Annotated in this window: 16 protein-coding genes; 7 read left to right on the top strand and 9 right to left on the bottom strand. The window is 74.4% G+C overall.

Going from position 1 to position 18896, the window contains the following annotated elements; all coding sequences use genetic code 11:
• Positions 1–162: 162 nt before the first annotated feature.
• The 3 genes from ACIHAR_RS30340 (at position 163) to ACIHAR_RS30330 (ending at position 5075) form a co-directional block, all read left to right on the top strand.
• Positions 163–789 carry a YigZ family protein gene (locus tag ACIHAR_RS30340; RefSeq protein WP_400022687.1) on the top strand — a complete coding sequence of 209 codons (627 nt, stop codon included), beginning with the start codon at positions 163–165 and terminating at the stop codon, positions 787–789.
• 132 nt (positions 790–921) lie between these two features.
• Complete coding sequence (locus ACIHAR_RS30335) at positions 922–2085, top strand: exonuclease SbcCD subunit D (RefSeq protein WP_400022686.1); 1164 nt, start codon at positions 922–924, stop codon at positions 2083–2085.
• Positions 2082–5075, top strand: a complete 2994-nt coding sequence (locus ACIHAR_RS30330) for an AAA family ATPase (protein WP_400022685.1) — start codon at positions 2082–2084, stop codon at positions 5073–5075. The genes ACIHAR_RS30335 and ACIHAR_RS30330 overlap by 4 nt, the downstream gene beginning before the upstream one ends.
• A gap of 9 nt (positions 5076–5084) precedes the next feature.
• Here the strand turns inward: ACIHAR_RS30330 and ACIHAR_RS30325 are convergent, their stop codons facing one another.
• Positions 5085–5531 carry an Lrp/AsnC family transcriptional regulator gene (locus ACIHAR_RS30325; protein ID WP_365467619.1) on the bottom strand — a complete coding sequence of 149 codons (447 nt, stop codon included), beginning with the start codon at positions 5529–5531 and terminating at the stop codon, positions 5085–5087.
• A 477-nt stretch (positions 5532–6008) separates the two neighbouring features.
• Between ACIHAR_RS30325 and ACIHAR_RS30320 the strand changes: the two genes are divergently transcribed.
• Positions 6009–6458: a rhodanese-like domain-containing protein gene (locus ACIHAR_RS30320; protein ID WP_400022701.1), complete on the top strand. Its 450-nt coding sequence runs from the start codon at positions 6009–6011 to the stop codon at positions 6456–6458.
• A 16-nt stretch (positions 6459–6474) separates the two neighbouring features.
• On the opposite strand, the gene ACIHAR_RS30315 is transcribed toward ACIHAR_RS30320, so the two are convergent.
• The 4 genes from ACIHAR_RS30315 to ACIHAR_RS30300 all read right to left on the bottom strand — a co-directional run bounded on the left by ACIHAR_RS30315 (position 6475) and on the right by ACIHAR_RS30300 (position 9549).
• Complete coding sequence (locus tag ACIHAR_RS30315) at positions 6475–6954, bottom strand: ATP-grasp domain-containing protein (protein ID WP_400022684.1); 480 nt, start codon at positions 6952–6954, stop codon at positions 6475–6477.
• 61 nt (positions 6955–7015) lie between these two features.
• Positions 7016–7177: a hypothetical protein gene (locus ACIHAR_RS30310; RefSeq protein WP_400022683.1), complete on the bottom strand. Its 162-nt coding sequence runs from the start codon at positions 7175–7177 to the stop codon at positions 7016–7018.
• 155 nt (positions 7178–7332) lie between these two features.
• Complete coding sequence (locus tag ACIHAR_RS30305) at positions 7333–9024, bottom strand: DUF885 domain-containing protein (RefSeq protein WP_400022682.1); 1692 nt, start codon at positions 9022–9024, stop codon at positions 7333–7335.
• Between the two features lie 33 nt (positions 9025–9057).
• Entirely contained in the window at positions 9058–9549 is a 492-nt protein-coding gene (locus ACIHAR_RS30300; RefSeq protein ID WP_365471091.1) for an Lrp/AsnC family transcriptional regulator, read from the bottom strand.
• A 60-nt stretch (positions 9550–9609) separates the two neighbouring features.
• On the opposite strand from ACIHAR_RS30300, the gene ACIHAR_RS30295 reads away from it, so the two are divergent.
• The gene (locus ACIHAR_RS30295) at positions 9610–10806 is read left to right on the top strand and encodes a PLP-dependent transferase (protein WP_365471088.1); all 1197 of its coding nucleotides are present in this window, start codon (positions 9610–9612) and stop codon (positions 10804–10806) included.
• Positions 10807–11050: 244 nt separating this feature from the next.
• On the opposite strand, the gene ACIHAR_RS30290 is transcribed toward ACIHAR_RS30295, so the two are convergent.
• The 3 genes from ACIHAR_RS30290 to ACIHAR_RS30280 all read right to left on the bottom strand — a co-directional run bounded on the left by ACIHAR_RS30290 (position 11051) and on the right by ACIHAR_RS30280 (position 15485).
• Positions 11051–12466, bottom strand: a complete 1416-nt coding sequence (locus ACIHAR_RS30290) for a GNAT family N-acetyltransferase (RefSeq protein ID WP_400022681.1) — start codon at positions 12464–12466, stop codon at positions 11051–11053.
• Between the two features lie 210 nt (positions 12467–12676).
• The gene (locus ACIHAR_RS30285; RefSeq protein WP_365471082.1) at positions 12677–14251 is read right to left on the bottom strand and encodes an alkaline phosphatase D family protein; all 1575 of its coding nucleotides are present in this window, start codon (positions 14249–14251) and stop codon (positions 12677–12679) included.
• Positions 14252–14654: 403 nt separating this feature from the next.
• The gene (locus ACIHAR_RS30280; protein WP_365471079.1) at positions 14655–15485 is read right to left on the bottom strand and encodes an alpha/beta fold hydrolase; all 831 of its coding nucleotides are present in this window, start codon (positions 15483–15485) and stop codon (positions 14655–14657) included.
• Positions 15486–15678: 193 nt separating this feature from the next.
• Between ACIHAR_RS30280 and ACIHAR_RS30275 the strand changes: the two genes are divergently transcribed.
• Both ACIHAR_RS30275 and ACIHAR_RS30270 read left to right on the top strand, forming a co-directional pair.
• A complete protein-coding gene (locus ACIHAR_RS30275) occupies positions 15679–16560 on the top strand; it encodes an RNA polymerase sigma-70 factor (protein ID WP_400022680.1) in 882 nt (293 codons plus the stop codon).
• A 240-nt stretch (positions 16561–16800) separates the two neighbouring features.
• Complete coding sequence (locus ACIHAR_RS30270; protein ID WP_388756206.1) at positions 16801–17562, top strand: GntR family transcriptional regulator; 762 nt, start codon at positions 16801–16803, stop codon at positions 17560–17562.
• 109 nt (positions 17563–17671) lie between these two features.
• Here ACIHAR_RS30270 and ACIHAR_RS30265 read toward each other — a convergent pair whose 3' ends face one another.
• Positions 17672–18844 (bottom strand): ROK family transcriptional regulator, encoded by a 1173-nt coding sequence (locus ACIHAR_RS30265; RefSeq protein WP_384656458.1) that lies wholly within the window; start codon positions 18842–18844, stop codon positions 17672–17674.
• Positions 18845–18896: the final 52 nt, after the last annotated feature.

Here is an 18896-nt window from a genome sequence, read left to right as displayed (position 1 = left end):
TCGGCGACGGGGCGTGACGTCGCGTGCGGTCCCGGGCGCCGAAACCCAAGTGGCCGTTGGTCCGTTTGCGCGGACCCCGGGCCGCCCCGCGCCGTCATGTCGCACGTCCCCGCCCGCGCCTCGGGAGACGGCGGCCCGGGGAGCACCGCATAGGCTGGCCGGATGCCGGACGAGTACCGCACAGTCGCCCACGCGGGCGTGCACGAGACCGAGGTCAACCGCTCCCGCTTCCTGTGCGCCCTCGCCCCGGCGGCCACCGAGCAGGAAGCCCAGCGGTTCGTCGCGGCCGTCCGCAAGGAGCACGCCGACGCCACCCACAACTGCTGGGCCTACGTCATCGGCGCCGACGCCGCCGTCCAGAAGGCCAGCGACGACGGCGAACCGGGCGGCACCGCGGGTGTGCCCATGCTCCAGATGCTGCTGCGCCGCGACATGCGGTACGTCGTCGCCGTCGTCACCCGCTACTACGGCGGTGTCAAGCTCGGCGCCGGCGGCCTCATCCGCGCCTACGGCGGTGCGGTCGGCGAGGCCATCGACGCCCTCGGCACGATCACGCGCCGCCGCTTCCGCCTGGCGACGGTGACCGTCGACCATCAGCGGGCCGGCAAGGTGCAGAACGACCTGCGCGCCACCGGCCGCGAGGTGCGGGACGTGCGCTACGGGGAGGCGGTCACGATCGAGATCGGGCTGCCGGACGCCGATGTGGACGCCTTCCGCGCCTGGCTCGCGGACGCGACGGCCGGAACGGCCCGGTTCGAGGTGGGCGGGGAGGCGTACGGGGACGCCTGACGGACGGGCGGATCGGGAGATTGCGCGTTTCGGGTCAAATGTCCGTAACGTCCCCGTGTCGCCGTCGGTATGACGGTGCGATACGGGAGTAACCGCCCGTGATGTCAGACCCGGCCGTTAGTCTCGAGGATCATGAGGCTCCTGCACACTTCCGACTGGCATCTCGGCCGGGCGTTCCACCGGGTGAACATGCTCGGCGCCCAGGCCGAGTTCATCGGCCACCTCGTCCGCACCGTGCGCGAGCGCGAGGTGGACGCGGTGGTCGTGTCGGGGGACGTGTACGACCGGGCGGTGCCGCCGCTCGCCGCCGTCGAGCTGTTCGACGACGCACTGCACCGGCTCGCCGACCTGGGCGTGCCGACGATCATGATCTCCGGGAACCACGACTCCGCGCGACGGCTCGGCGTGGGCGCCGGGCTGATCGGACGCGCGGGCATCCACCTGCGGACCGCGCCGGGCGCGGCCGGGACCCCCGTCGTGCTCGCCGACGGTCACGGCGAGGTCGCCTTCTACGGCCTTCCCTACCTCGAACCCGCCCTCGTGAAGGACGAGTTCGGCGTGGAGAAGGCCGGCCACGAGGCCGTGCTCGCCGCCGCCATGGACCGCGTCCGCGCCGACCTCGCCACGCGCGCGCGGGGGACGCGATCCGTCGTTCTCGCCCACGCCTTCGTCACCGGCGGCGAACCCAGCGACAGCGAGCGGGACATCACCGTCGGCGGAGTAGCGTCCGTGCCCGCCGGCGTCTTCGACGGCGTCGACTACGTGGCGCTCGGGCATCTGCACGGCTGCCAGACCATCACCGAGCGCGTGCGCTACTCCGGCTCCCCGCTGCCCTACTCCTTCTCCGAGGCCGAGCACCGCAAGACGATGTGGCTGGTCGACCTCGGGGCCGACGGCTCGCTCGACGCGGAGCGGATCGACTGCCCGGTGCCGCGCGCGCTGGCCCGCGTCCGGGGCACACTGGAGGAGCTCCTCGCCGATCCCGGCCTCGCGCGACACGAGGAGGCGTGGGTCGAGGCGACGCTCACGGACGCCGTGCGCCCGGCCGAGCCCATGGCCCGGCTCAGCGAGCGCTTCCCGCACACCCTCAGCCTCGTCTTCGCCCCCGAGCGCGCCCCGGACGACCCCGACGTGTCCTACGCACGGCGCCTCGCCGGCCGCAGCGACCAGGAGATAGCCGAGGACTTCGTGGCCCACGTGCGCGGGGCGGGCCCGGACGCGCGCGAACAGGCCGTCCTGCGGGACGCGTTCGACGCCGTGCGCGCGGACGACGCTGTCCGGGAGGTGGCCCGATGAGGCTGCACCGGCTCGGCCTCACCGCCTTCGGCCCCTTCGGCGGCTCCCAGAGCGTCGACTTCGACGAGCTGTCCGCCGCCGGCCTCTTCCTGCTGCACGGGCCGACGGGCGCCGGCAAGACCTCCGTCCTGGACGCCGTGTGCTACGCGCTGTACGGGTCCGTCCCGGGCGCCCGCCAGAGCGCCCAGGGCCTGACCCTGCGCTCCGACCACGCCGCCCCCGGCACCCGCACCGAGGTCACCCTCGAACTCACCGTCGCCGGCCGCCGTCTGGAAGTCACCCGCCAGCCGCCCTGGGAGCGCCCCAAGAGGCGCGGCACGGGCACGACGGTCGACAAGGCGCAGAGCCTGCTGCGCGAGTACGACGCCGTGGCCGGCGTCTGGAAGGACCTCAGCCGTTCCCACCAGGAGATCGGCGAGGAGATCACCCAGCTGCTCGGCATGAGCCGCGAGCAGTTCTGCCAGGTCGTGCTGTTGCCCCAGGGCGACTTCGCCCGCTTCCTGCGCGCCGACGCCGAGGCGCGCGGCAGGCTGCTCGGACGCCTCTTCGACACCCAGCGCTTCGCCGAGGTCGAGAAGCGCCTCGCGGAGCGACGGCGGACGACCGAGGCACGCGTGCGGGAGGGCGACGCGGCCCTGCTGGCGGACGCGCACCGCATGCAGCAGGCCGCCGGGGACGCCATGGAGCTGCCCGAAATGGCACCGGGTGAACCGGGTCTGGCCGAGGCCGTGCTGACCGCCGCCGCCGTCGCCCGCAGCACCGCGCGCGAGCAGCTGACGGTCGCCGAGTGCGGCCGCCTCGCCGCCGAGTCCGCCCAGGCCGCCGCCGAGATCGCCCTGGCCGACGTACGGGAACTGGTGCGGTTGCAGGAGCGGTTCGCCCGGGCGAGGGAGCGGGCCCGGCTCCTGGAGGAGGGGGCCGGGGCCCATCGGGAGGCGCAGGCGCGGATGGAGCGGGCGCGCAAGGCGGAGGCGGTGGCGCCGGCCCTGGAACTGCGGGACGCCGCCGACGCCGAGCATCGCAGGGCGGCCGCCGCCGAGGCACGCGCGCGTGCCCTGCTGCCCGAGCGGTTCGCGGAGGACGGCGCCGGAGGGCTCGCCGCCGCCGCACGCCGGGCCGCACGGGAGCTGGGCGGGCTGGAGTCGGCCCGCCGCGGTGAGCGGCGGCTGGCCGAGCTGCTCGCCGAGCGCGCCGACCTGGACCGGCAGGAGCGCGCCGACGAGGAGGTGCTGGCGGAGACCGAGGGCTGGCTCGCGGACTGGGAGGCGACCCGCGCGTCGCTCCAGGCCCGGGTCGAGTCCGCCCAGGAGGCCGCCACCCGCGCCGAACAGCTCGCCGTCCAACGGGAGCCCGCCCGGCGCCGGTTGACGGCGGCCCGGCTGCGCGACGAGCTGGCCCGTGACACGGAGCGGGCCCAGCAGCGGGCCCTCGCCTCCGGAGAGCGCGCGCTGCAGGCACGTACGCACTGGCTCGACCTCAAGGAGCAGCGGCTCAACGGCATCGCCGCGGAACTGGCCGCCACCCTGAAGGACGGCGAGCCCTGCGCCGTCTGCGGTGCCACCGACCACCCGGCACCCGCGCGCAAGGTCGCCGGACACGTCGACCGGGAGGCCGAGGAACAGGCCCTCGCCGCCCTCCAGCGTGCGGAGCAGGAGCGCGCGGACGCCGAGCGCGACCTCGGTCTGGCCCGGGAGGCGCTCGCCGCCGCCACCGCCGAGGCGGGCGACTCCCCGACCGACCGGCTCGCCGCCGAGGCCGACGAGTTGGAGCGGAGCTACGCGCAGGCCCGCCGGGACGCCTCCGCGCTGCATCCCGCCCGCGAGGAGCTGCGCCGGGCCGAGTACGAGCACGAGCGGCGCACCGCCGCCCAGCGGGACGCCGCCGTGCGGGCCGCGTCCCGGGTGGGCCACCGTGAGCGGCTCGAGCGGGAACGGACCGCACTGGAGCAGGAGCTGGCCGAGGCCCGGGGTGCCGCGGAGAGCGTGGCCGCGCGCGCCGCGCAGCTGGAGCGGCAGGCCGCCCTGCTCACCGAAGCCGCCGACGCCGCCCGCGCCGCCGAGGAGAGCGCCGAGCGGCTCAAGGCCGCCGACGGGCGCCTCGACGAAGCCGCCTTCCGGGCCGGCTTCGATACCCCGCAGGCCGCCGCCGACGCCCTCCTCGACGACACCGCCCACCGCGAGCTGCAACGGCGCCTGGACGCACGGCAGTCGGAGGAGGCCGCCGTACGGGCCGTGCTCGCCGAGCCGGAGACCGTGGCCGCCGCCCAGCGGCCGCCCGCCGACCTCACCACGGCCGAACGGGCCGCCGCCGAGGCCGCGGAACGCCTGCGCCGGGCCGCGTCCGCCCAGGACGCGGCCGCCCGCCGCTGCGCCGAACTCGACCGTCTCTCCGCCCGCGCGGCCGACGGCGTACGGCGGCTCGCCCCGCTGCGCGAGGAGTACGACCGGGTGGCCCGTCTGGCCGGCCTCACCGCGGGCACCTCCGCGGACAACGAGCGCAGGATGCGCCTGGAGTCCTACGTCCTGGCCGCCCGCCTGGAGCAGGTTGCCGCCGCCGCGACCGTACGCCTGCAGCGCATGTCCTCCGGGCGCTACACCCTCGTCCACTCCGACGACCGGACCGGACGCGGCCGCAGCGGGCTCGGGCTGCACGTCGTCGACGCCTGGACCGGCCGGGAGCGGGACACGTCCACGCTGTCGGGCGGCGAGACCTTCTTCGCCTCGCTGGCGCTCGCTCTGGGCCTCGCCGACGTGGTCACCGACGAGGCGGGCGGGGTGCGCCTGGACACGCTCTTCATCGACGAGGGCTTCGGCAGCCTCGACGACCAGACGCTCGACGAGGTCCTCGACGTCCTGGACTCCCTGCGCGAGCGGGACCGCAGCGTCGGCATCGTCAGCCATGTGGCCGACCTGCGGCGGCGGATCCACGCGCAGCTGGAGGTCGTGAAGGGCAGAGGCGGATCGGTGGTGCGCCTGCGCACCGGGGGATGACCCGGTGCCTCAGCGACCGAGCGGGCGCCGGGGCAGCGGGGAGGAGTAGACGACGCTGGTCGTCACCGATCCCAGCGCGCCGATCTTGCCCGACACCTCCTCCAGGTGCCGCATCGAACGGGCGGCGACCTTGATGACGAAGCAGTCGTCGCCCGTGACGTGGTGCGCCTCCAGGATCTCCGGCGTGACGGCCACCAGGTCGTGGAACGGCTTGTAGTGGCCGTTGGGATAGCGCAGCCGGACGAACGCGAGGATCGGCAGCCCGAGCCGCTCCGGGTCCACGACGGCGGCGTACCCCTGGATGACGCCCGCCTCCTCCAGCCGCCGCACCCGCTCGGTGACGGCGCTCGCCGACATCGACACGGCCCGCGCCAGGTCGGCGAAGCTGGCCCGGCCCTCGCGCTGGAGGACCTCGAGGATGCGCCAGTCGGTGGCGTCCGGGGAATACGCGGTCATGAGCGAGGGATAGCAGGGGAATCCCCGGCCGGGCAAGGTCCAGGCCGGGGAATGCCCCTTCAGGGAGAGGATCGGCGACCGTAGATTTCTGGTCATCGGCAACCCGCCGGTACCGCACCGACCTGCCGCCGACGACCCGTCCGCACCGCCGCCGACCCGCCGCCAGCGACCCGCCGGCACCGTCGCCGACGACCCGTCGGCACCGTCGCCGACGACCCGTCGGCACCGTCGCCGACGACCCGTCGGCACCGTCGCCGACGACCCGCCGGCACCGTCGTCGAAGACCCGCCGGCACCGTCACCGAAAGGCCCCGCGATGACCGCCATCTCCGCCCCTTCCGCGTCCTCTCCCCTCACCTCCGCCCCCTCCGAGCCGGCCTCCGCCGCTTCCGAGCCGGCCTCCGCCCCCTCCGAGCCGGCCTCCGCCGCTTCCGAGCCGGCCCCCGCCCCCTCCGCCCCCCTTGCCGTCAACCCCGTTCTGCGTGTCGCCCCCGCCGCCCCGGGCGAGGCCGCCGCCCACTTCCGGGCGAGCCTGGTCTTCCACGCGGACGTCTCCGACGTCGCCGCCGCGCTCGCGGCCGGCGGCGACCCCGGCTTCGTCGTCCTGGACTCCCGCTCCACCGAGTCCTGGGACCAGGGCCACATACCCGGAGCGGTCCACCTGCCCACCGCGCTCATCCCCGAGCAGGCCGAACAGCTCCTCGACAAGGACGTGCCGGTCGTGACCTACTGCTGGGGCCCCGGCTGCAACGGCGCCACCCGTGCCGCCCTCGCGCTCGCCGAACTCGGCTTCCGCGTCAAGGAGATGCTCGGCGGCTTCGAGTACTGGGTGCGCGAGGGCTTCGAGTTCGAGACCTGGGAGGGCCGCGAGCGGCGTGACGCCGACCCGCTGACCGCTCCCGTGGGTACTGAGGACTGCGGCTGCTGACCGCCGGGCCGCCCGGTCAGTCCCGCACGGCCTCCGGGACGGGACGCAGGAACGGGTGGTCCGACGCCCCGAACTCCGCCTCGGGGCGGGCCGCGCGCAGCACCACGTCGAGCGCGGCGTCCGCGTCGCACGCGTAGTGCCCGCCGACCCAAACGGCGTTGGCCTCCACCACCGCCCACCCGGAACCGTCCACCAGGCCGACGTCCACGACGACGGCCCTAGGCAGCCCCGACCCGGCCGGCCGCTCGGCGAACGCCAGCACCTCGGCGCGGCGCGGGTCCTCCGCGAGCGGGGCGACATCCAGGTCACCCCGGGCCGCATACCGGCTGCCGGTGCGCACCTCACCGTCCAGCACGAACAGCCGGTACTCCACGGCGAACGTCACGGTGTCGCTCACCAGCACCGGTTCCGCGCCCTCGACGGCGTCCGGCCCCGGCAGCCCGCTGCCGCCCGCGTAGACCCGGGCCGGGAAGTTCTTGTCGTTCGGCGGCTGCACGAACGCGGGGCGCCGCAGCAGGCGCGCCTCCTCATCGTGGTGAACTCCACGTCTCGCAGCGTCAGTTCGTACGGGAGCCGGCCGGCCGGTCCTTCGGCGCCTCCAGCAGACGTGTTCCCAGATCCCTCGTGACCGCGTCCGCGAACAGCGGACCGGCGTACAGCGACGCCCCCGCCGCGTCCCGCCACCGTTCGGGCACCCGCCAGTCGCGCAGCGTCTCCACGTGCGCGCCAAGTGGCCGGGCCGCGTCCGCGACGCCGCGGCCGGTCGCGGTGACGCGCGGGGACAGGAACAGCGTTCGGGCGGTCGTCGTGGGAGAGAGGGTGGCGTACGAGCGGGCCGGGCGGCAGCAACCATCCGCGGCCCGCTCACGCCCCGTCAGAGCCCGGCCAGCTCGTCCACCAGGTCGTCGAGACCCAGCGAGCCCTGCGAAAGGGCCGCCATGTGCCAGGCCTTGAGGTCGAAGGTGTCGCCGTGCCGCTCGCGCGCCTTCTCCCGGCCCAGCAGCCAGGCCCGCTCGCCGAGCTTGTAGCCGATCGCCTGGCCGGGGATGCTCAGGTAGCGGGTCAGCTCGCTCTCGACGTAGTCCGCGGGACGGCTGCTGTGCGCGCCGAAGAACTCCTGGGCCAGTTCCGGGGTCCAGCGCTCACCCGGACGGAAGGGCGAGTCGGCCGGGATCTCGAGCTCCAGGTGCATGCCGATGTCGACGATGACCCGGACGGCGCGCATCATCTGCGCGTCCAGGTAGCCCAGCCGCTGCTCGGCGTCCGTGAGGAAGCCCAGCTCGTCCATCAGGCGTTCCGCGTACAGCGCCCAGCCCTCGGCGTTGGCGCTCACGATACCGACCGTGGCCTGGTAGCGGGAGAGGTCCTGGGCCACGTGCGCCCACTGCGCGAGCTGGAGGTGATGGCCGGGGACGCCCTCGTGGTACCAGGTGGAGACCAGGTCGTAGACCGGGAAACGGGTCAGCCCCATGGTGGGCAGCCAGGTACGGCCCGGGCGCGAGAAGTCCTCCGTCGGGGGCGTGTAGTACGGGGCCGCCGCGCTTCCCGGCGGGGCGATGTGGGATTCCACCCTCCGTACCCGCTCGGCGAGTTCGAAGTGGGTGCCGTCCAGGGCGTCGATGGCCTGGTCCATCAGCCCCTGGAGCCAGTCGCGGACCTGGTCGACGCCCTCGATGTGCTTGCCGTGCTCGTCGAGGTGCGCGAGCGCCACCCAGGGCGTATCGGCGCCCGGCAGGATCTTCTCCGCCTCCTGCCGCATCTCGGCGAGCAGCCGGTGGTACTCCGCCCAGCCGTACGCGTACGCCTCGTCCAGGTCGAGGTCGGTGCCGTTGTAGTAGCGCGACCAGCGGGCGTAGCGCTCGCGGCCGACGGTGTCCGGGGCGCCCTCGACGGCCGGCGCGTACACGTCCCGCATCCAGTTCCGCAGCTCCGCGACCGCCTCGGTGGCCGCCCGGGCCGCCTCGTCCAGCTCCGCGCGCAGCGCCTCGGGGCCGTCGGAGACGAAGTCCTCGAACCAGCCGCGGCCCGAACCGTCCGTGTCCGACCACTCGGTGAGCTGACCGACGAACGTGGCGGTCGGCCGCGGCGCCGCGTACAGCTTGCGCTCCAGGCCGAGCTCCAAGGACTCCCGGTAGCCGGCCAGCGCCGCCGGCACCGCGCGCAGCCGCTCGGCGATCGCCGCCCAGTCCTCGTCGGTCTGCGTCGGGGTCACGGTGAACACCTCGCGCACGTGGTGCGCGGGCGTGGACATGTTGCCGACGGCGCGCAGGCCCTCCTCGGCCTCGTGCACCGCCAGTTCGGCGGTGAGCCGCTCGCGCAGCAGGCGGGCGCAGCGGCGCTCGATGTCACGGTCCGCGCCGGGTCGCCGCTCGGCCTCGTCGAGCCTGGCCAGCGTGGACCGCGCGAGCTGCGCGAGCGCCTCCTGACCCGACGGCGAGAAGTCGGGCAGGCGGCTCGAGCTCTCCTTCACGCCGAGGAAGGTGCCGGTGACCGGGTCGAGGGCGATGAGCTCGTCGACGTAGGCGTCGGCGACCTCGCGGGGCAACGGAGTGTTGGTCGATGACATGCCCACCATCCTCGTACGAGGCGGCGACACACGTCACGGCGTTTGTCCGGAAGCGGCGGGTGGCAGCAGCGGCCCGCAGTCCCACTGCTGGAAGATCAGCCGCGTCTCCACCCGGGCCACCTCCCGCCGGGCCGTGAACTCGTCGAGGACCAGTCGCTGCAGATCGGCCATGTCCGCGACCGCGACGTGCACGAGGTAGTCGTCGGGTCCGGTGAGGTGGAAGACGGTCAGCGCCTCCGGCAGCGCCCGGATCCGCTCCACGAACGGCCCGACCAGCTCCCGTCGATGAGGTCTGACCTGCACCGACAGCAGCGCCTGCAGGCCCCGGCCCAGTTTGGCCGGATCGAGCTGCAGCCGATGTCCGAGGATCACGCCGGACCGGCGCAGCCGTGTCACCCGGTCCAGGCAGGTCGACGGCGCGACCCCCACCTGCGCGGCGAGATCGCGATACGTCGTCCGGGCGTCGTTCTGCAGCAGCCGCAGCAGCTGGAGATCCACCGGGTCGAGTACGACGGATTCGGCCATTGGCCGAACGTAACACGGAATCGTGCCCCGTGTGCCCGTCCGATGTTCACCCTGCCGTCCATGGACTCAGCCTCAGCGAGCACGCACGCGTACGACGACGTACGCCGACCCGCAGCGACAGCGCCCCGCGCCCTGGCCACCGAGGCCGTGCACGCCGGGCGGGACGACCTGGCCCGGCAGGGCCTGCACGCCCCGCCGATCGACCTGTCCACCACCTACCCCTCCTACGACAGCCGCGCCGAGGCCGCGCGCATCGACGCGTTCGCCACGACCGGCGCCGAACCGGACGGCCCCCCGGTCTACGGACGGCTGGGCAATCCGACGGTCGCCCGCTTCGAGACGGCGCTGGCCCGTCTGGAGGGAACCGAGAGCGCGGTCGCGTTCGCCAGCGGGATGGCCGCGCTGAGCGCGGTGCTGCTCGCGCGGGCCTCCCTGGGCCTGCGGCACGTCGTGGCCGTCCGCCCCCTGTACGGCTGCAGCGACCACCTGCTGACCGCCGGGCTGCTCGGCTCGGAGGTCACCTGGACCGACCCGGCGGGCATCGCGGACGCGCTGCGCCCCGACACGGGTCTGGTGATGGTCGAGTCACCGGCCAACCCGACCCTCGCCGAGGTCGACCTGCCGGCCGTCGCGCACGCCTGCGGATCCGTCCCGCTGCTCGTCGACAACACCTTCGCCACGCCCGTCCTGCAGCGCCCGGCGGAACAGGGCGCGCGGCTGGTGCTGCACAGCGCGACCAAGTACCTCGGCGGGCACGGGGACGTCCTCGCGGGTGTCGTCGCCTGTGACGAGGAGTTCGCCGGACGGCTTCGGCAAATACGATTCGCCACCGGCGGGGTGCTGCATCCGCTGGCCGGCTATCTGCTGCTGCGGGGCCTGTCGACGCTTCCGGTGCGGGTGCGGGCCGCTTCCGCGACCGCCGCCGAACTGGCCCGCCGGCTGGCCGCCGACCCGCGCGTCGCCCGCGTCCACTACCCGGGCATCGGCGGCGCGATGGTCGCCTTCGAGGTGCACGGCGACCCGCACGAGGTGATCGCGGGAGTCCGCCTGATCACTCCGGCCGTCAGCCTCGGCAGCGTCGACACCCTCATCCAGCACCCGGCGTCCATCAGCCACCGCATCGTGGACGCGGAGGAACGGCGGGGCGCCGGAGTGAGCGACCGGCTGCTGCGGATGTCGGTGGGGCTGGAGGACGTGGAGGATCTGTGGGGCGACCTGGACGGGGCGCTGGAGGGCTCCGTCGTCAGGCTCGGCTGAGCCGCCCCGTGCCGCCCCGTGCCGGACGACCCGGCGCCGGGGGCGCCGGGCCGTCCACCGGCCAGGGGGTGTCCGCGCATCGCTTCATGGCCCGGAGGGACGGAGCGATGCGGCATGTGGTGCGTGCTCCCGGTGTGCCGGGCGGACGCCCGCGAACCGGTTGTACTCGGGTGTTCGCCCGGTGCGGCGAGAGCGCGTGCCAGGCGTCGCGGGCCGGGCGCGACGTTGCGGACCCGTTTGAGGGTCAGTCGCGGACGATCGGCTCGCCGGAGGCCTCGAACGACAGCTCCGCGCCGTTCCCGCCCGCCGTGTCCAGGCGGGCGGTGATGACGAGGGTGCCCTCCTCGATCTGGTAGTCGAGGGGCAGGCCGAGGCCGCGCATGGCGGCGACCATGCCGGTGTTGGAGGACTGCGTCACCGCGTAGACGCTCGCGCAGCCGGCTTCGACGGCCATCGCGACCAGCCGGCCGAGCAGTTCGCCGCCGATGCCGCGCCGCTGCCACTGGTCCTCGACGAGCAGCGCCACCTCCGTCTCGTCCCCGTCCCACAGCAGATGGCCGAGGCCGACCACCCGCCCGGACGCCGTCTGCACGGCGAGGGTGCGGCCGAAGCGCGGGTTGAGCAGGTGGTTGAGGTAGCGGTCCGCGTCGCCGACCGGCCCGTGGTAGCGCATGCCCAGGGTGCGCGCCGAGCACCGCTCGTGCATCGCCTTCGCCGCCTCCAGGTCACCGGGGTCCGCCCGGCGCACGGTGATGGCGCTGCCCTCGGGCAGCGTCAGCACGTCGTGCCCGCGCGGGACCCGCTGGCCCAGTCGCGCGTCCAGCTCCACCAGCGCCCGCGCCCGCGCGAACTCGGTCGGGGTGAACGGCAGGTACGGCCGCTCCACGGTGATCACTCCGCCTTCCGGCGCCCGCAGGCGCATCACGGTGTCCTCCAGCACCCCTTCCACGGGTACGGCGTCCGGTCCGCGTCCGCCGCTCCGTGCCGTGGCGGGCAGTGAGCGGATCGTGCAGCGCCCCAGCAACTGCCGCAGGGCGAGCGGCAGTTCGGCCGCGTCCAGCGCCGTACGGGTGGCCAGGCCCAGAACCCGGGTCGGGGCGTCCACCAGATCGTGGGCGTCGGCCCGCTCGATCCAGGTGCTCGCGCCGCCCGCCCGCGCCACCGCGCGGGTGATGTCGGCGGCGGCGAGCGTGCCCGGGGCGCGCAGCAGGAACTCGTCGACGGTGTCCTCGCCCAGCGGGTGCGTCTGCAGGCTGAGGATGTCGACGCGGTGCCCGGCCAGCGTGGTGCACAGCGCCGCCAGCGATCCCGGTTCGTCCTTCACGGTCGTCCGCATCCGCCACAGGGTGCTCTCGGCGGTGACGCCACCAGGGAGTTCGGAGGGCCCGGCCTGCCCCTCGGGAGAGGGCGGCCGGGCATCGGTATCACTCGTGGGCGGTGCGTGGCCGTGGCGCCGTGACCACCAGACGTGGAACCCCGCGGTGGCGACGAGGGCGGCCGCGGAGACGACCAGCAGTCGGGGGCCGTCGGGGCCGTGCCCCACGAGGTTCGCGACCACGTCGGCCACCGCGACCGCCGTGAAGAGGGCGGCGAGTTCCACCACGTCCCGCCGCCAGTGGTGCACCGGGCGCCCGTGTTTGCGGCGCGTCACATCAGACATGTCTCGACTCATGCAGCCACTGTGAAGGAACGGTGTTGCGCGATCACGAACGCTTTGTGACTGATGGGTAAAGGAGTCATATGTCCTGTTTGTTAACTCTCTTACGGTCGAGGCGCCGCGGGCCGCTCCTCCGGGCCGCGCCGCGCACCGGGGGATGACACCGATGCGCGGAGCGCCCTTACACAATACGGGAGTTGCCGGGTGCCGGACTCACTGCCCGACCAGGCCGGGCCGGAGCACCTTGGTGAACAGCACGGTGCCGTCCTGCTCGCGCAGCCGGACCGTCAGTTCCCCGCTGTCGCCGTCGATGTCGACCTCGCCGAAGAACTGGTAGCCGTCGGCGGGGGAGACGTTGGCCGTGGTGGGCGCCTTCACGAAGACGCGGTCCGGGCCGAAGGTGCCGTCCAGCGCGCTGGCCGGGAAGGCGCCGGCGTTGAGCGGTCCGGAGACGAACTCCCAGAACGGCGCGAAGTCCTTGAACGCGGCGCGCGACGGATCGTAGTGCTGGGCCGAGGTGTGGTGGACGTCCGCCGTCAGCCACACGGTGCCGGTGATCCGGCGGTGCTTGACGAACCGCAGCAGCTCGGCGATCTGCAGCTCACGACCGAGCGGCGCGCCGGGGTCGCCCTGCGCGACCGCCTCGTAGTTCGGCGCGCCGTCCGTGCCGTCGGGCACGACCAGGCCGAGCGGCATGTCGGCGGCGATCACCTTCCACACCGCCCGTGAGCGGGCCAGTTCGCGCTTGAGCCACTCCAGCTGCTCGCGGCCGAGGATGCCCTGCGGGTCGGTGGTCTGGTCGTCCGGCGAGTTGGCGTTGCGGTGGGTGCGCATGTCCAGGACGAAGACGTCCAGCAGCGGGCCGTGCCGCACCACCCGGTACACCCTGCCGTCGGGGCGGCGCAGCGTCGAGATGGGGAAGTACTCCGAGAACGCCTGCCGGGCCCGCGCGGCGAGCACGTCGATGTCCTTCTCCGTGTAGCGGGAGTCGGACAAGAGCTCGCCCGGGAACCAGTTGTTGGTCACCTCGTGGTCGTCCCACTGGATGATCGACGGCACCCGTGCGTTGAAGGCGCGCAGGTTCTCGTCGAGGAGGTTGTAGCGGAAGTTGCCGCGGAACTCCGTCAGCGTCTCGGCGACCTTCGCCTTCTCCTCGGTGGTGACGTTGCGCCAGGTCCGCCCGCCCGGCAGGGCCACGGTGCCGGTGAGCGGGCCGTCGGCGTAGATGTTGTCGCCGCTGCACAGGAAGAAGTCCGGGTCGAGGGCGGCCATCGCGTCGTAGATCCGGTAACCGCCGATCTCGGGGTTGATGCCCCAGCCCTGCCCGGCCAGGTCGCCGGACCAGACGAACCGCACTCCGTCACGCCGCCGGGCGGACGCCGTCCGGAACGTGCCGGTCACCGGCTCCCCGGTACGGCGTGGGTCGTCCGGGTCGGCGAGCAGCACGCGGTAGTGGATCTGCTCGCCGGGCGGCAGCCCGTGCAGCCGGGCCGTGCCGGTGAAGTCGGTGCCCGCGCCGAGCAGCGGGCCGTGGAAGCGGCGCGCGCCCCGGAACGACTCCGTGGCCGCCGCCTCGACGATCATCCGTGCGGGGCGGTCGGACCGCACCCACACGAGCCCGGAGTCGGAGGTCACGTCCCCGGTCTGCACGCCCCACCCCGCACGGGGCCGCCCGGACAGGGCGAGAGCCGGCGCCGCTCCCGCGGCGACGGGCAGGGTGAGCGCCGCGGACGCGGCCAGCGAGCCGCGCAGAACGCTGCGGCGCCCGGGGAACGGACGGTGGGACATGAGGGCCTCCAGGGACGGGAACCGGCCGGTGTGCACCGTCACACCTACTGGTGCGCCGCAGCGACCACGGAAACCACAAGTGAACAACTGGGCTCGCGGCGAGGGGGACAGGCGCGCGGGGCGGCGGACGGAGCCTGTCCCGCGGGACGACGAGGGGCGCCGCGGCGTACGGCGGCCCGGGCGTCCGCGTGCCGAGGCGCCCTGGCGGCGCCGTCCGTTCCCGCGCCGATTTCCCGCTCGGGCGCACCGGCGCCCGGGCGTTCCGGTGGGCGCCGTCCGATCCCCGTCGAGCGCGCGTGCGCACCCAGTGCGGGGACATGGAGCTGCGGCGGGATGCCCCGGTCCGCCCGCGGGCCTATGGGGTGTCGCCGCGAGGGTCCCCGAGCCCGGCGGGCCGGATGCCTCAGCGGCTCCCGTCCAGCAGCACGCGGGCGACGAGCGCCGGGTCGTCGTTCATCGGGCAGTGGCCGCAGCCGGGCAGGCGGACCAGGCGGGCCTTGGGAAGGATCTGCTTGGCGCGCACGCCCTGGCGGCGCACGAGCAGCCAGTCGCGGGTGCCCCAGGCCACCGTGACGGGGATGCCGGGGATGTCGTCGGTGAACCTGACGGTCGTGCCGGCCCGCAGGGTCTGGTCGAATCCGGTGGCCCGCGCCAGCGCGAGCGTCTCGGCGACCACCGCCTCGGGTGAACGGCGGGCCGGGCGGGCGTAGATGGTGCTGGTGAGGGCCGTCCGTCCGGCCGCCGAGCGTGACAGGCGCTCGACCAGGGGCAGCGGCAGTCGCTGTGAGATCTGCCGCATGGTCAGCAGCACGCCGAAGGCGTACCGGCGCTCGGCCTCCGACCAGAACCCGGCGGGGGACAGGGCGGTGACGGACCGTACGCGCTTCTCGCGGGCCAGTTCCAGGGCCAGCAGGCCGCCCAGCGAGTTGCCCGCCACGTGGGGGCGTTCGAGCTCCAGCGCCTCGCAGAAGGCGCCGAACACCGCGGTGGTCGTGGGCAGGTCGTAGGCGAGCCCGTCGGGCAGGGAAGGGGACGCGCCGAAGCCGGGGAGGTCCACCGCGATCACGTCCCGTTCGGTGGCGAGGATGTCCACCACGGGGTCCCAGGCCTGCCGGTGGTGCCCGATGCCGTGCAGCAGGAGCAACGGCTCGCCGCGCCCCACGCGCGCGTACGAGACGGTGACGGGCAGCGGGCCACGGGGAGAGGGGACCGTGAAGGACACGGTTGCGGACATGGGCGTGCTCCTCGTCTGAACGGACTGGCGTAAAGCGGGACTAATGGACTGACGGACCGACGGGTCGACGGGCCGCCGGAAGGCAGGCGGGCGGCGGCACCGCGTAGACAGCTTGTCAGCAATTGCTACCCACGGGTAGCCCCGTTCGCGCGTCGTCTGGACACCCGCGGGCCGCGTCGGCTGGGATGGCCCCGTGACCACAGACACCGCGACCGACGTCTTCGAACAGCACCGCCCACTCCTGCTGGGCGTCGCGTACCGCATGCTCGGACGCGTCGCCGACGCGGAGGACGTGGTCCAGGACGCCTGGCTGCGCTGGTCGGCCGCCGACCGTGCCGAGGTGCGCGCACCGCGCGCCTACCTGGTCCGCGTCACCACCCGCCTCGCCCTCGACCGCCTCGCGCGCATCAAGAGCCGCAACGAGGCGTACGTCGGCCCCTGGCTGCCCGAGCCGTACGTCACCGACTTCGGCGACACCGTCCAGGACACCGCCGAACGGGCCGTCCTCGCCGACTCCGTCTCCCTCGCCGTGCTGGTCGTCCTGGAGTCGCTCTCCCCGCTGGAACGCGCGGTGTTCGTGCTGCGCGAGGCCTTCGGCTACCCGTACGCCGAGATCGGCGTCGTCCTCGACCGCACCGAGGCGGCGGTGCGCCAGCTGGCCGGCCGGGCCCGCCGGCACGTCGAGGAGCGACGGCCGCGCTACGAGGTCGACCCCGCCCAGCGCCGGGAGCTCACCGAACGGTTCCTCGCCGCCGCCGCGGACGGCGACCTGGAGGCGCTGATGGAGCTGCTCGCACCGGACGCCCGTCTCGTCGGCGACAGCGGCGGCAAGGCCAAGGCGCCGCTGCGGACCCTGGAGAGCGCCGACCACATCGGCCGCTTCCTCATCGGCGTGGCCCGCCGGGGGGTCCCCGACCTGTCCTACCGCTTCGTCGAGGTCAACGGGGGCTTCGCCGTCCTGGTCCTGTCCGGGGACAAGGCGGACTCGGTGTTCCAGCTCGACGTGGCCGAGGGCCGCGTCCAGGCCGTCTACATCATCCGCAACCCCGACAAGCTGCGCGCCCTGGCCGCCTGAACACGGCACCGGATCGAGGCCCCCGTCCCACGACGGGGGCCTCGTCGTCATGCCGCGGGAAACGGCCTCGTGCGAACTCCGCGTGAACGCTGCGCCGCCCTGCCCCGCGGGCTCCCCGGGGGATCGAGGATTGGTCTTGACCAAGGGTGGGGGCCGCCCTATGGTCGCAGAGAAGTACAACAACCTTTAATAAACAAGGGCGCGAAAACGCCGCCGGACCAGGCGATTGCGGAGGACAGGGTGGGGACCACGCAACTGGAATCGGTGCCGGAACCGAAGTACTGGCATCTCAAGACCGTGCTCAGCGAGGCACTGGACTCCGAGTTCACCGTGGGCGAGATCCTGCCCAACGAGCGTGAACTGGCCGCCCGGTTCGGTGTCGCCCGCGCGACGCTCCGGCAGGCCCTGGAGCAGCTCGAGCTGGAAGGCCGGCTGCAGCGCCGCCGCGGTGTCGGCACGACCGTCGCGCCGCCCCGCGTGGGCGTGGACGTCGGAACGGAGCGGCAGGACTGGCCCGGCGCGACCGGTGACACCTGGCACCCCGTCGACTGCACGCTCGCGGCCCCGCCGGCCGCCGTCGCCGACGCCCTGGGCACCGACCGCGACGAGCCCGTGCACATCGTGCGCCGCTCGCGCGTCTCCCACGGCCAGCCCGTCGCCGCCGAACTCCTCTACGTGCCACGTTCGTCGGTGCCCGACCTGACGGCGATCGACGCCCCGTCCGGTGCGGCACGCGCGCGTGCCGTGCTGCGCGAGCTGCAGCGCCCGGCGCTGGAGGGGCAGGACCGTGCCGTGGAGCTGGGCTCCGCCCGCGCGGACGACGCCAAGGAACTGGACCGGCTGCCCGGCGCCCCGGTCCTCGTCGTCACCACCCGCTTCTTCGCCGAGGGCCGCACCGCGGCGCTCTCCGTCGCCACCTACCGCGCGGACACCTGCCGGCTGACGTTCGGCGCGTCCGGCGGCGTGGAGATCCACCACGGCCCGGAGCGGCAGGCGTCCTGACGGCCGGCGCGCTCGCGCGGCCCGTACGGCGGACTCCGTGAACGGTCCGCACCCGGCCGCCGAGCGCACCCCTCCGGCGCCCCGGAACTCCTCCGGGGCGCGCGGCGTTTCACGGACGGCCCACCGCCGAGCGGCCCGTCACCGTCCCCTCCACCGCGAAGAGCTGCTCCTCGACGTGGTCGAGCGCCAGCCGCAGCGCCCCCGTCGCCACGGCCGCCTCACCGAGCAGTGACAGCGCCACCTTCGGCGGCCGCAGACAGTACCGCGCCAACTCCCGCCGCAGCGGCTCCAGTACGCCGTCCAGCCCGGCCGCCCAGCCGCCGACGACGACCAGCTCGGGGTCGAGGGCCAGGACCAGCGCGGCCACGTCGTGGACGAGCCGCTGGATGAAGCGGTCCACGGCCGCCCGGGCCCGCTGGTCGCCCTTCCGGGCCTGCGCGAACACCTCGGCGACCGCCTGCTCGTCCAGCGGGTGCAGCGGCTCGTCCGTCGTGGACAGCAGCGTCTCCGGGGTCACCTCCCGGCCCAGCAGGTGCAGCGCGCCGATCTCACCCGCCGCCCCGCCGAACCCCCGGTGCAGCCGCCCCCCGATCAGTGACCCGGCACCCGGACTCAACCCCGCCAGCACGAACACCACGTCGTCGGAGTCGGTCGCCGACCCCTTCCAGTGCTCGGCCACCGCCGCCGCGTTGGCGTCGTTCTCGACCAGCACCGGGCACTTGAAGGAGCGGCTCAGCCGCTCTCCGAGCCGCAGGCCCGTCCACTCGGGCAGCGCGGTGCCCAGCCGCACCGTCCCGTCGGCCTCCACGATCCCGGGTGTGCCGACGCCCACGGCCCGCAGGGAGCTGCGCGGAACGCCCGCCCGACGCAGCAGTTCGGCGACCGCGGTGCGCAGCCGCTCCAGCCGCTCGTCCGCGGGGGCCGTCTCGTCGACGTCCTTCGCCTGCGCGCCCAGGACCCGCCCGTCCAGATCGGCGAGGAGCGCGGCCACCCGGTGCGCTCCGATCTCCAGGCCCAGCAGATGACCGGCCTCCGCACGGAACCGGAACCGCCGCGCCGGCCGCCCCTGCCGCCGTGCGGCGCCCTCCTCGGCGGCCTGCTCGACGACGAGACCGGCGCCGATCAGGTCCTCGACGACCCCCTCGACGGTCGGCCGGGACAGACCGGTCACCCGCGTGATCTCCGTCAGCGTCGCGCAGTCGGCGGCACGCAGCGCGTGCAGCACCACCGCGGAGTTGATCCTTCGCAGCAGCGAGGGATCCCCGCCGGTCAGCCGCCCCAACGTCCGTCCTCCCAGCTCGTGCGCGTGTTGGGCCGGATCGTACTCGGCGCGA

This window comes from Streptomyces sp. NPDC052016 (assembly GCF_044548445.1).
Taxonomy (GTDB): Bacteria; Actinomycetota; Actinomycetes; order Streptomycetales; family Streptomycetaceae; genus Streptomyces.
Note: the sequence above shows the minus strand (reverse complement) of the source record. Positions and strands in the feature narration are given on the sequence as shown.

What these genes read in the sequence shown, in the direction of transcription:
- ACIHAR_RS30340 (WP_400022687.1), top strand. Translation starts at nt 163, where the DNA reads ATGCCGGACGAGTACCGCACAGTCGCCCACGCGGGCGTGCACGAGACC.
- ACIHAR_RS30335 (WP_400022686.1), top strand. Translation starts at nt 922, where the DNA reads ATGAGGCTCCTGCACACTTCCGACTGGCATCTCGGCCGGGCGTTCCAC.
- ACIHAR_RS30330 (WP_400022685.1), top strand. Translation starts at nt 2,082, where the DNA reads ATGAGGCTGCACCGGCTCGGCCTCACCGCCTTCGGCCCCTTCGGCGGC.
- ACIHAR_RS30325 (WP_365467619.1), bottom strand. Translation starts at nt 5,531, where the DNA reads ATGACCGCGTATTCCCCGGACGCCACCGACTGGCGCATCCTCGAGGTC.
- ACIHAR_RS30305 (WP_400022682.1), bottom strand. Translation starts at nt 9,024, where the DNA reads ATGTCATCGACCAACACTCCGTTGCCCCGCGAGGTCGCCGACGCCTAC.
- ACIHAR_RS30300 (WP_365471091.1), bottom strand. Translation starts at nt 9,549, where the DNA reads ATGGCCGAATCCGTCGTACTCGACCCGGTGGATCTCCAGCTGCTGCGG.
- ACIHAR_RS30295 (WP_365471088.1), top strand. Translation starts at nt 9,610, where the DNA reads ATGGACTCAGCCTCAGCGAGCACGCACGCGTACGACGACGTACGCCGA.
- ACIHAR_RS30290 (WP_400022681.1), bottom strand. Translation starts at nt 12,466, where the DNA reads ATGTCTGATGTGACGCGCCGCAAACACGGGCGCCCGGTGCACCACTGG.
- ACIHAR_RS30285 (WP_365471082.1), bottom strand. Translation starts at nt 14,251, where the DNA reads ATGTCCCACCGTCCGTTCCCCGGGCGCCGCAGCGTTCTGCGCGGCTCG.
- ACIHAR_RS30280 (WP_365471079.1), bottom strand. Translation starts at nt 15,485, where the DNA reads ATGTCCGCAACCGTGTCCTTCACGGTCCCCTCTCCCCGTGGCCCGCTG.